The sequence below is a fragment of the Streptomyces atratus genome, assembly GCF_900119365.1.
Lineage (GTDB): Bacteria > Actinomycetota > Actinomycetes > Streptomycetales > Streptomycetaceae > Streptomyces > Streptomyces atratus_B.
On the sequence record NZ_FPJO01000025.1, the window covers coordinates 92,029 to 102,556 of the forward strand.

The 10,528-nt window shown below is 72.0% G+C and carries 10 protein-coding genes and 1 pseudogene; 9 read left to right on the top strand and 2 right to left on the bottom strand.

Features of this window, described 5'->3' with window-relative positions; translation table 11 throughout:
• Positions 1-15: 15 nt before the first annotated feature.
• The gene (locus BT364_RS30825; protein WP_107408341.1) at positions 16-1,023 is read left to right on the top strand and encodes a phosphotransferase; all 1,008 of its coding nucleotides are present in this window, start codon (positions 16-18) and stop codon (positions 1,021-1,023) included.
• Between the two features lie 23 nt (positions 1,024-1,046).
• Entirely contained in the window at positions 1,047-1,250 is a 204-nt protein-coding gene (locus BT364_RS41145; RefSeq protein WP_143166573.1) for a hypothetical protein, read from the top strand.
• Positions 1,251-1,310: 60 nt separating this feature from the next.
• Here BT364_RS41145 and BT364_RS30830 read toward each other — a convergent pair whose 3' ends face one another.
• The gene (locus tag BT364_RS30830; protein ID WP_072488522.1) at positions 1,311-1,877 is read right to left on the bottom strand and encodes a DUF4291 domain-containing protein; all 567 of its coding nucleotides are present in this window, start codon (positions 1,875-1,877) and stop codon (positions 1,311-1,313) included.
• 488 nt (positions 1,878-2,365) lie between these two features.
• Here BT364_RS30830 and BT364_RS30840 point away from each other — a divergent pair, with 488 nt between their 5' ends.
• From BT364_RS30840 to BT364_RS30865, 6 genes are all read left to right on the top strand, one after another.
• The gene (locus tag BT364_RS30840; protein WP_256260288.1) at positions 2,366-4,216 is read left to right on the top strand and encodes a serine hydrolase; all 1,851 of its coding nucleotides are present in this window, start codon (positions 2,366-2,368) and stop codon (positions 4,214-4,216) included.
• Positions 4,217-4,271: 55 nt separating this feature from the next.
• A complete protein-coding gene (locus tag BT364_RS30845; RefSeq protein WP_072488536.1) occupies positions 4,272-5,363 on the top strand; it encodes a M20 family metallopeptidase in 1,092 nt (363 codons plus the stop codon).
• Positions 5,360-6,217 carry a GNAT family N-acetyltransferase gene (locus BT364_RS30850; RefSeq protein WP_072488524.1) on the top strand — a complete coding sequence of 286 codons (858 nt, stop codon included), beginning with the start codon at positions 5,360-5,362 and terminating at the stop codon, positions 6,215-6,217. Before BT364_RS30845 ends, BT364_RS30850 begins: the two co-directional genes overlap by 4 nt.
• Positions 6,214-7,320, top strand: a complete 1,107-nt coding sequence (gene menC / locus BT364_RS30855; RefSeq protein ID WP_072488525.1) for an o-succinylbenzoate synthase — start codon at positions 6,214-6,216, stop codon at positions 7,318-7,320. Before BT364_RS30850 ends, menC begins: the two co-directional genes overlap by 4 nt.
• Positions 7,321-7,384: 64 nt before the next feature.
• Positions 7,385-8,983, top strand: coding sequence for a PucR family transcriptional regulator (locus BT364_RS30860; protein WP_072488537.1), 1,599 nt, complete (start codon positions 7,385-7,387; stop codon positions 8,981-8,983).
• A 237-nt stretch (positions 8,984-9,220) separates the two neighbouring features.
• Positions 9,221-9,667, top strand: a complete 447-nt coding sequence (locus tag BT364_RS30865) for a nitroreductase family deazaflavin-dependent oxidoreductase (RefSeq protein ID WP_072488526.1) — start codon at positions 9,221-9,223, stop codon at positions 9,665-9,667.
• A gap of 62 nt (positions 9,668-9,729) precedes the next feature.
• Here the strand turns inward: BT364_RS30865 and BT364_RS30870 are convergent.
• Positions 9,730-10,140, bottom strand: a pseudogene (locus BT364_RS30870) (flavodoxin family protein); the annotation flags it as partial.
• A gap of 146 nt (positions 10,141-10,286) precedes the next feature.
• Here BT364_RS30870 and BT364_RS30875 point away from each other — a divergent pair.
• A partial coding sequence (locus BT364_RS30875) for a helix-turn-helix domain-containing protein (RefSeq protein WP_218172466.1) occupies positions 10,287-10,528 on the top strand: 242 nt, incomplete at its 3' end.

Sequence of the window (10,528 nt, forward strand, 5' to 3'; positions counted from 1 at the left end):
TGATGGGATGGCGCGATGCGAAGTGATACGGCGGTGGTGGACCGAGGGCAGTACCCGGACGCGGTGACGCCCTGGGAGCGGGAGGACTGGCGGGCGGACGCCCTCGGATGGGCGGAGCGCGGGCTCGTCGCACACGGGCTGTGCGAATCCGGTCCACGGAAGGTGAGACTGAGGCCGTGGTCCGTGCTGGTGCGGATGTCCGTCGCGGGCGGCGAAGCCGTGTGGTTCAAGGCCAACCCGCCCGCCAGCGCCTTCGAGGCGGGGCTGACCGAGGCACTAGCCCGCTGGGTGCCCGGGTACGTACTGCGGCCGCTCGCCGTCGACACGGACCGGGGCTGGTCGCTGCTGCCGGACGGCGGCACGATCTTCCGCGACGCACTCGACTCGGCGGCGGACCGTACCGCGGTCGATCCGCGTGCCTGGGAGGAACCGCTGCGGCAGTACGCCGGGATGCAGCGCGCACTCGTTCCGTACGCCGACGAGATCGAACGGCTCGGTGTCCCCGGCGCGCGCACCGCCGCACTCCCGGAGACCTTCGACCGGATCGTGGCCGGGAACACCGCACTGGAGCCCGCCGACCGCGGGGCCCTGGGCGAGCTGCGGCCCCGGCTCGTCGAGTGGTGCGAGGAGCTCGCGGAAGTGGGCATCGCGGACACGCTCGACCACTCCGACCTGCACGACGGTCAGCTCTTCGCGCCGGAACCGGGCCGTTTCACGTTCTTCGACTGGGGCGACGCGGCCGTCGCCCACCCCTTCTGCAGCTTCCTCGTCCCCGCCCGCGCGGCCCGCGAGCGGTTCGGGCCCGAGGCGCTGCCCCGGCTGCGGGACGCCTACCTCGAACAGTGGACGGGCGACGGCCGCACCACGGCCGAGCTGCGTCGTGGGCTGAGTCTGGCCTGGCGGCTCGGGGCGATCGGCCGGGCCTGCTCCTGGGGACGGCTCTTTCCCGGTGCGTCCAGCGGTGCCGGCGACGCGGAGGGTGCGCGCTGGCTGCTCGAACTCTTCGCCGAGCCCCCGTTGTAGGGGCATTCGGCGGGACGGGGCCGGTGGGCCGGGCCGGGGCAGCGGCAACTACGCTGCTCCCGGACAACGAACGGTACTGGTGCCCCGTCGAGGACGAAGCCGCAGCCATGGCGCCCGGAGCGGTCTACCCGCAGCCGCAGGAGCCCACGTGGATCACCATCGGCCGCGGCTGCACCATGCAGGTCTACTCCTGCGACCGTTCCTTCGCGCACACCCGCTCCAGGTGATGCAGTAGCCCGGTGAGGCCGACGAGTGCCTTTGGGTGTGCGTACCGGGGCGTCGCGGTCTCAGGCGTCGATACGAAGGTTCTTCGCCACGGCCGGGGGCACCGGGTAGATCCGCTCGGGCGGAAGCAGCCGCTGGGCCTGCGCGGACCGGCCGCTCTGTCTGAGCGCCGCGATCTTCTGGACCCGGGGCGTCACGTCGGTGAGGTCGACGACCCATTCCTCGGCGAACGTACGGATCAGACCGCGTCCCACCCCGACCTGGATGCTGTAGTGGTTGAGCGCGGCTCCCCGCAGCGAGCGCTCGGGATCCCACTGGACATGCACGGGAGACTTGGCGACAGCTGACGGGTCGGCCGTCGTCAGCACGGCCTGCGAGAGCGCCTCCTCCCATCCGGCCCGGGTGATCCGTACCGCGAGAATCCGCTCCTGGCCCGACTTCTGTGCCCAGTTGCTGCGGTGCATGAGCCAGAGGAACGACGGCTTGATCCAGGTCATCCGGTTGAACGAGAACGGCGGCACGAATCTGTTCTCCCGCAGGGCCGGACCGGCGACCGTCGGAGCGTACGCCTGGTAGACGACGACCGTCCGGGCGTCGTAGTCGGCCCGGATCTGGTGCTGTGCAGTCATGCGCCACAGATTTTCACGTAACGGATCTTCGTCGCGATCGGTTTTCCCGCCGCCGGAACCACTCCGTCCGCGATCACCGGGTCCTCGGGTCCGTCTTCGGCGCGGCGCACCGTCGGAGGCCCCTTTTTTCGTGCGGCGCCACCACTCGGAGCCGGTCCGGCGCTGCCTAATGTTCCCTCACTCGGCAGCGGAGTGCCGCTCCCTCGGAGGTGACCATGGCCAGCACCGCAGGCACGGAGACCAGGAACAGAAGGGCCCGCAGGACCCGGGCGGCGGCCGCGGTGGTCACGGCGCTCGGCCTGGTCGGCACCGCGACCGCGTGCGGCGGCGGCACGTCCGCCGGCGGTGCCGGCGGTCGGCCGCCCGACCGCCGACCTCGCAGCACGCAAGGCCCTGGTCTCCGTACTCGATCTCCGGCAGCTGGGGAACGTCGCCACCGGCGGCAAGGGCAGGCCGGCCACCCGCATAGGCGAGATCGCCCCCGCCCGATGGCCTCGTTGAACCCGGCCCTGCGCGTGGGCCGGCAGCTCGCCGAGGTGGCCGAGGTCCACCTGGGAGCGGGCCGCGCGCAGGCCGCGGCGCGCGCCGTCATCGCGATGGGACTGATGGGGAAGCCGAAACTGATCATCGCGGACGAGCCCACCACGGCGCTCGACGTGGCGGTCCAGCAACAGGTCCTCGATCTGCTCGCCGAGGTGCGCGAGGACTCCGGCGCCGCGCTGCTGCTGATCTCCCACGACCTCGCCGTCGTCGCCCAGGTCTGCGAACTGCCCGGTGGGCCAGGCCGAACAGTGGTTCCACGCGCTGCGCACCCGGGACGTACCGGCCCGGCTGGTCGTGTACCCCGGCAGCTCCCATCTCTTCCTCCTGGACGGCCGGCCCTCGCACCGGGAGGACTACTCCCGCAGGCTTGTCGAATGGGTCACCATGCACACCAACCGCTGAACGAAACGGAATCGGAGCACGACATGACCGACACCACCGAGCTGTCAGCCCGCTGGACCACCCGGCTCACCGAACTCGCCGCCCGTCACTCCGTCCCCGGCGCCGGTCTCGCGATCCTGCACCGCGGCGAGATCGTCGCCGAGGCCGCCGCCGGCCTGGCCAACACCGAGGCCGGGATCGAGACGACCACCGACACCCTCTTCCAGATCGGCTCGATCTCGAAGGTCTGGACCACCACGGTGGCCATGGCCCTGGTCGATGAGGGCGTGCTCGAACTGGACGCCCCCATCGTCTCCGTACTTCCCGAACTGAGGCTAGCGAACGATGAGTTGACCCAGGGTGTGACGCTCCGTCATCTGCTGACGCACACCAGCGGTATCGACGGCGACCTCTTCACCGACACCGGCCGGGGCGACGACTGCCTGGAGAAGTACGTCGCCCTCCTCGGCGACGTCACCCCCAACCACCCGCTCGGCGCCACCATGTCGTACTGCAACGCGGGCTTCACCCTGCTCGGCCGGGTGCTGGAGGTCGTCACCGGCGTCCAGTGGGACGAGCTGATGCGCGAGCGCCTGTACCGGCCGCTCGGCCTGACACACACCGCGACCCTGCCGGAGGAGGTGCTGCGCTTCCGCGCCGCCATCGGGCACCTGGGGAGCCCGCCGGCACAGGCACCGATGTGGGGGCTGATGCGCTCGGCCGGTCCGGCCGGGCTGATCTGCTCCACACCGCGCGAGGTACTGGAGTTCGCCCGGCTGCACCTCGACAAGGGCGTCACCGGTGACGGCACCAAGCTCCTCTCGGAGGAGTCCGTCGCCGCCATGCAGACTCCGCAGGTCGAGATCCCCGACCCGCACATCCTGGGCGACGCCTGGGGACTCGGCTGGTTCCTCGACACCTGGGACGGACACCGGGTGTACGGGCACGACGGCGGCACGATCGGGCAGAACGCCTACCTGCGGGTCCTGCCCGAGGCCGAGCTGGCGATCTGCCTGCTCACCAATGGCGGCGACACCTCGGGCCTCTACCGGGACGTGTACGCGGAGATCGTCCGGGAGCTGGCCGGGGTGACGATGCGCACCACCATCGAGCCCGCGACGGAACCGGTGGCGGTGGACCCCGCCGACTACGTCGGCGTGTACCAGCGGCTCTCCAGCCGGGTGGAGATCGTGGAGCGGGACGGCGGCCTGGTGATGGTGGACCGGATCACCGGACCGCTGGCCGAGCTGGCCCCGGACACGGAGAAGGAGTACGAGCTGCACCCCGTCGAGCCGGGCCTGTTCGTCGTGCAGCGGCCGGGATTCGAGCTCTGGGTCCCGGTCGTCTTCTACACACTCGACGACGGCACTCCGTACATCCACCACGGCGGCCGCGCCACTCCCAAGGTGGGCTGACGTGACCGCGATCGTTTCCGCCCTGGAGGCCGGACTGCCCGGCCTGCTGGCCGACATGGAGCAGCTGGTCCGCACCGAGTCGCCCAGCGAGGACCTGGCCGCGGTCACCGAGTGCGCCCGCGTCGCCGCCGGGATCGGCACCCGGCTGACCGGCGCGGCGCCCGAGTGGATCGACGGCTCGGGACGGCCCGCCCTGCGCTGGCGCTTCGGCTCCGGCGACCGGGTTCTGCTGCTCGGCCACTTCGACACGGTGTGGCCGGTGGGTTCCCTGGCCGGCCACCCCTTCGAGGTCGCCGGGGGCCGGCTCACCGGACCCGGCTGCTTCGACATGAAGGCCGGTGTGGCGCAGCTGTTCCACGCCCTGTCGGTGCTGGACGACCTGGACGGGGTCTCGGTACTGCTCACCGGCGACGAGGAGATCGGCGCCCCCACCTCGCGCGCCCTGATCGAGGCCGAGGCCCGCCGCACCCGGGCCGTGCTCGTCCTGGAGGCGAGCGAGGGCGGCGCGCTGAAGACCGAGCGCAAGGGGATGTCCGGCTACGGGCTGACCATCGCCGGACGCGCCGCGCACGCCGGCCTGGAACCCCACAAGGGCGTCAACACGACCACCGAACTGGCCCACCAGGTCCTCGCGTTGTCCGCCCTCGCCGACCCGGCGGCCGGCACCACCGTGACACCGACCGTGGCCTCCTCCGGCACCACGCGCAACACGGTGCCCGACGAGGCCCGGCTGATGGTCGACGTACGCGTGGCGACGCCCGCCGAACAGGACCGGGTGGACCGTGCCGTGCACGCCCTCCGGCCGGTGCTCGACGGCGCCTCGCTCACGTTCTCCGGCGGCCCGGACCGGCCGCCGCTGCCCGCGACGGCCTCGGCCGAGCTGTTCGGACTCGCCCGCGACCACTACGCGGAGCTGGGTTTCGGCGCCCTGCGCGGCGTAGCGGTCGGCGGCGGCTCCGACGGCAACCTCACCGCCGGAGCGGGCACGCCCACGCTCGACGGCCTGGGGGCGGTGGGCGGCGGGGCACACGCCGACGACGAGCATGTGATCGTCGCCGAACTGCCCCGTCGCGCCGCACTCGTGGCCTCCCTGGTGGCCTCGCTACTGCGCAAGTCACCGGCCGGCCCCGGCAAGGTGGGACCGTGAACGCTGCGCAGGCGGCCGCCGCGACGGCCGCCGCGGACCTGGCCGCCGAGCGCGCGGGCGTCACCATCAGAGAGCTGCACGGCCTGGACGAGATGCACGAGGCCTGCCGCGTACTGGACCGGATCTGGCGCCCCGACCCCGGAAACCCGCTGATCACCCCGGAGTTGCTGCGGGTCTTCGCCCACTCCGGCAGCTATGTCGTCGGAGTCGGCCGGGGCGGCCGGATGATCGGATTCTGCCTCGGCTTCCTGGCCAGTGCCGGACTCCACTCGCACATCGCCGGGGTGGACGACAGCGTCCGGGGCCGCAGTGTCGGCTTCGCGGTCAAACAGCATCAGCGGGCCTGGGCCCTGGCCCGCTCCATCACCACCGTCACCTGGACCTTCGACCCGCTGATCAGCCGCAACGCCTACTTCAACCTGGCCAAACTGGGCGCGGCACCCAGCGAGTACCTGGCCGACTTCTACGGGGCCATGCGGGACGAGGTCAACGCCGGGACCGAGACGGACCGGCTGATGGTGCGCTGGGAACTGACCGGCGAGCACGCCGTCGGATCCGCCGCGGGCACACCCCACATCGTCACCGTCGACGGCGCGGGTGCCCGCACCGTGGTCGGACTGGACGCCAAACCCGACGGCAGCCCCGTCGTCGGGCGGCAGGACGGCGACACCGTCCTGGTCCGGATCCCCGCCGAGGCCGAGGAACTGCGCCGGACCGACCCGCCCCTGGCCCGCGAATGGCGGTACGCGCTGCGCGAGGTACTCGGCGGCCTGATGGCCGAGGGGCACACCGTCACCGGATTCACCCGGGACGGCTGGTACGTGATCGACAGACATCAGGAGAGTCAGGCATGAAACTCGTCGGTGTGGAACTGCGCCGGATCGCGATGCCGCTGGTCGCACCGTTCCGGACCTCGTTCGCCACGATGACCACCCGGGAGATCCTGCTGGTCAGGGTCGAGACCGAGGACCACGAGGGCTACGGCGAATGCGTCACCATGGCCGATCCGCTGTACTCCTCGGAGTACACCGCGGGCGCCGCGGACGTGCTGCGCAGTTACCTCGTCCCCGCGCTCGCCGCCCCGCCGGACCTGGACCCCTGGGCGGTCGCCCCGGCACTGGCCGCGTTCAAGGGCCACCGGATGGCCAAGGCCGCCCTGGAGACCGCGGTCCTCGACGCCTGGCTGCGCTCCCACGACCTGTCGATGGGCCAGTGGCTGGGCGCGACGGCCGACCGGGTGCCGGCCGGGGTGTCGGTCGGCATCATGGATTCGATCCCGGCACTGCTCGATGCCGTCGACGGCTACCTCTCCGAGGGCTATCTGCGGATCAAGCTGAAGATCGAGCCCGGCTGGGACGTGGCCCCCGTGCGCGCGGTCCGGGAACGCTTCGGCGACGACGTACTGCTCCAGGTGGACGCCAACACCGCGTACACCCTCGCCGATGCCGCACAACTGGCCCGGCTCGACCCGTACGGGCTGCTGCTGATCGAACAGCCCCTGGACGAGGAGGACATCAGGGGCCACGCGGAACTCGCCCGGCAGGTCCGCACCCCCATCTGCCTGGACGAGTCGATCGTGTCCGCCCGTTCGGCGGCCGACGCCATCGCGATGGGCGCCTGCTCGGTCGTCAACATCAAGCCGGGCCGGGTCGGCGGCTATCTGGAGGCCCGGCGGATCCACGACGTGTGTGCCGCGAACGGCGTCCCCGTCTGGTGCGGAGGGATGCTGGAGACCGGCCTCGGCCGGGCCGCCAACGTCGCCCTCGCCGCGCTGCCCGGCTTCACCCTGCCCGGCGACACCTCGGCGTCCGACCGGTACTACCGGACCGACATCACCGAGCCGTTCGTGCTGCGGGACGGCCATCTCGACGTGCCGCGAGGACCCGGCCTCGGAATCTCCCCGGTCCCCGGGCAACTGGCCGAGGTGACCGCGTCGACGGAATGGATCGGCCGATGACCGGCCCCGGCCCCCGGCCGGCCGGCCCCGCCGTCCACGGAATCCGATCAATTACCTTGTGAAGATGACGGAGCAGCCGCGGGCCGTGCTCGGCCGGATCCTCAACGATCTCGGGTCGACCCTGATCGAAGTGGTGGCCGGGGAGGCCGACCCGGCCCGCACCGTCAGCGGGGTGCTGATCCAGGACCCCCTGGACGAACCGGCGCGGCTGCCCGGAGCGGTCGTGCTCGGCGTCGGTGTGTACGGTGCCGGGCCGGTCGCCGCCCTGGTCGACACGGCCGCCGGGCTCGGCGCGGCGGCCGTGGTGGTCCGCTCCCCGGTCCCGGTGGACGGACCCGTGTCCGAGGCGGCCGCCCGCACCGGCCTGACCGTGCTCGGCCTGACGCCCGGCGCGTCCTGGGCCCAGGTGGCCGCGCTGCTGCGGTCGCTGCTCGCGGTCGACGAACTGGGCACGGTGGGCGGCCCCGACGAGGCCGACGGCGCCGAGCCGCTCGCCGGGGACCTGTTCGCCCTGGCCAACGCGACGGCCGGGCTGCTGGACGGCCCGGTCACCGTGGAGGACCGGGGCGGGCGGGTGCTGGCCTTCTCCAGCCGGCAGGACGAGGGCGACAACGACCGGATCGCGACCGTACTCGACCGCCAGGTACCCGCCGAGAAACTGCGCGCCCTGGAGGAACGCGGTGCCTTCCAGGCCCTCTACCGGAAGGAGGAACCCGTCTACGTCGACGGCATCTCGGACAAGCCCCGGGTCGCGATCGCCGTCCGCGCGGGCGGCGAGATCCTGGGTTCGATCTGGGTCGTGGTCGACGGACCGCTGAGCGCGGACCGGACACAGGCCCTCCAGGAGGCGGCGAAGGTGGCGGCCCTGCACCTGCTGCGCCGCCGCACGGGCGAGGACGTCGAACGCCGGCTGCGCGCGGATCTGCTCGCCACGGTCCTGGAGGGCGGTACGCACGCACCGCAGGCCGCCGTACGGCTCGGCCTGTCCGCGCAGCCGGCCTGCGTACTGGCGCTCGCGGTGACCGGAGAGCAGTACGCGCCCGACCGGGTGGCCGCGGGCCACCGCGTCGCCGAGGCGCTCACCCTGCACCTGGCCGCGATCCACCCCCGTACCGCCGCCGCCACACTCGGCCCCGTCACCTACGCGGTCCTGCCCGCCAGTTCGGACGAACAGGGGTTACGGGTGGCCGAGGCGTTCCTCGGCCGCATCGGGGCCCGAGTGCCCGCCGTCATCGGGATCGGCCGGCTCGCCGCCCGCCCGGTGGAGCTGCGCCGCTCGCGCGCCGACGCGGACCGTGCGCTGCGGGTCCTCGGCTCCGGCCGTACGCAGCGCAGGGCGGCCCGGCTGTCGGACGTCTACGCCGCCTCGTTGCTGGAGGAGCTGACGGACCGGATGGCCGCCGAGGACGATCTGCCGGACGGCCCCGTCATACGGCTGCGCGCCTACGACGCCCGGCACAACACGGCCCTCACGGACACCCTGGACGCCTGGCTGAGCACCTTCGGCGATGTGGCTGCCGCCGCTGCCGCCGTACACATCCACCCCAACACCTTCCGCTACCGGCTCAAGCGGCTGGCCGTGGTCGCGGGCATCGATCTCAACGACCCGGAGGCACGGTTCGAGGCCATGCTGCAACTGCGGCTGCGGCCGCCGCACCCCTGAGGACGCCACCCAGGGCCTCTCGCTTGGATCACGCCGGGCTCGCGGGGTCTGGTGCGCACGCTCCCTGATCCGGCCTGATCCGAACGAAAGACCCTAGTGGCCGCGGCACGCGGGCCCGTCCCGGGCGCCTTCCGGCCGGAATGGTGCGAGAGTTTCGAGCAGCAGGACACGCGGGTGTCCGCAGGCCCGTGAGCCTGCGCGCCCGCGTGTCCGAACGTCGACGATGGGACAGATTCCATGCCTCTCCAGGGAGAGTACGAGCCGAGCCCCGCGCAGTGGGTCCGCGATCAGGTCGAGCTGTTCGAGAGCTCCGGAGGGACGGAGGGGACGATGATGCGGGGCATGCCCGTCATCATCCTCACCACCCGCGGGGCCAAGAGCGGAAAGATCCGCAAGACCCCGCTGATGCGGGTCGAGCACGACGGCACGTACGCCGTCGTCGCCTCGCAGGGCGGCGCCCCCAAGCACCCCGTCTGGTACCACAACATCGTGGCCGACCCCCGGGTGGAACTCCAGGACGGCCCGGACCGCCGGGACATGAACGCCCGTGAGGCCACGGGCGAGGAGAAGGCCCTGTGGTGGCGGCGGGCGGTCGAGGCGTTTCCCGACTACGCCGACTACCAGCGCAAGACCGACCGGCAGATCCCGGTCTTCGTCCTCGAGCCGGCGGCCGGGCAGCACTGACGACCGCCGGGGGGGGGGCGCGGGCCGGCCCGCCCGCGCCCCCGCACGCGGCCGGGGCACGGTCAGCGGTGCTCCGGATTGGGAGCGTCCGAACGGCAGCCCGCATCCCACGCCGAGCGCTGATTGCCATGGGCCGGGATGCCGCCCGCACGCTTCAGCATCGCGGCGAGGTGCATCAGGTTCCAGGCCATGAACGAGGTGTTGCGGTTGGTGAAGTCGTTCTCCGGACCGCCCGATCCCGGGTCCAGGTACGAGGGGCCGGGCCCCGCCTCCCCGATCCAGCCCGCGTCGGCCTGCGGAGGGATCGTGTAGCCCAGGTGCTGGAGGCTGTAGAGCAGGTTCATGGCACAGTGCTTAACCCCGTCCTCGTTCCCGGTGATCAGACAGCCGCCGACCCGGCCGTAGTACGCGTACTGGTCCTTGTCGTTGAGGATGCTGGAACAGGCGTAGAGGCGCTCGACGACCCGTTTCATCGGATTCCTCCGTGGATACTCCGCCCTCCAGGGCGGAGAGGAAACGGACTCCTGCGGAGCAGGGCAAGGAGCGGAGTTTCGCCCCCAGGGCGAAAGGCCGTGCTGTGACCCGCAGGTTTGATCTTAACTCGCAGCATCACTAGTTTGTGAGCGTGACCACGAGCCGTGTGAAGCGGGCGTTCAAGTACCGCTTCTATCCGACTGATGCGCAGGCAGCCGAGCTGTCGCGCACGTTCGGTTGCGTGCGGAAGGTCTACAACCTGGCGCTCGCCGCCCGCACGGAGGCATGGGTGCGGCAGGAGCGGGTCAACTACAACGCTACGTCGGCGATGCTGACGGCGTGGAAGAAGACCGAGGAGCTGGCGTTCCTCAACCAGGTCTCGTCGGT

Coding starts and splice junctions, on each gene's coding strand:
- BT364_RS30825 (WP_107408341.1), top strand. CDS start 16: ATGCGAAGTGATACGGCGGTGGTGGACCGAGGGCAGTACCCGGACGCG.
- BT364_RS30830 (WP_072488522.1), bottom strand. CDS start 1,877: ATGACTGCACAGCACCAGATCCGGGCCGACTACGACGCCCGGACGGTC.
- BT364_RS30840 (WP_256260288.1), top strand. CDS start 2,366: ATGGCCTCGTTGAACCCGGCCCTGCGCGTGGGCCGGCAGCTCGCCGAG.
- BT364_RS30845 (WP_072488536.1), top strand. CDS start 4,272: ATGGAGCAGCTGGTCCGCACCGAGTCGCCCAGCGAGGACCTGGCCGCG.
- menC (WP_072488525.1), top strand. CDS start 6,214: ATGAAACTCGTCGGTGTGGAACTGCGCCGGATCGCGATGCCGCTGGTC.
- BT364_RS30860 (WP_072488537.1), top strand. CDS start 7,385: ATGACGGAGCAGCCGCGGGCCGTGCTCGGCCGGATCCTCAACGATCTC.
- BT364_RS30865 (WP_072488526.1), top strand. CDS start 9,221: ATGCCTCTCCAGGGAGAGTACGAGCCGAGCCCCGCGCAGTGGGTCCGC.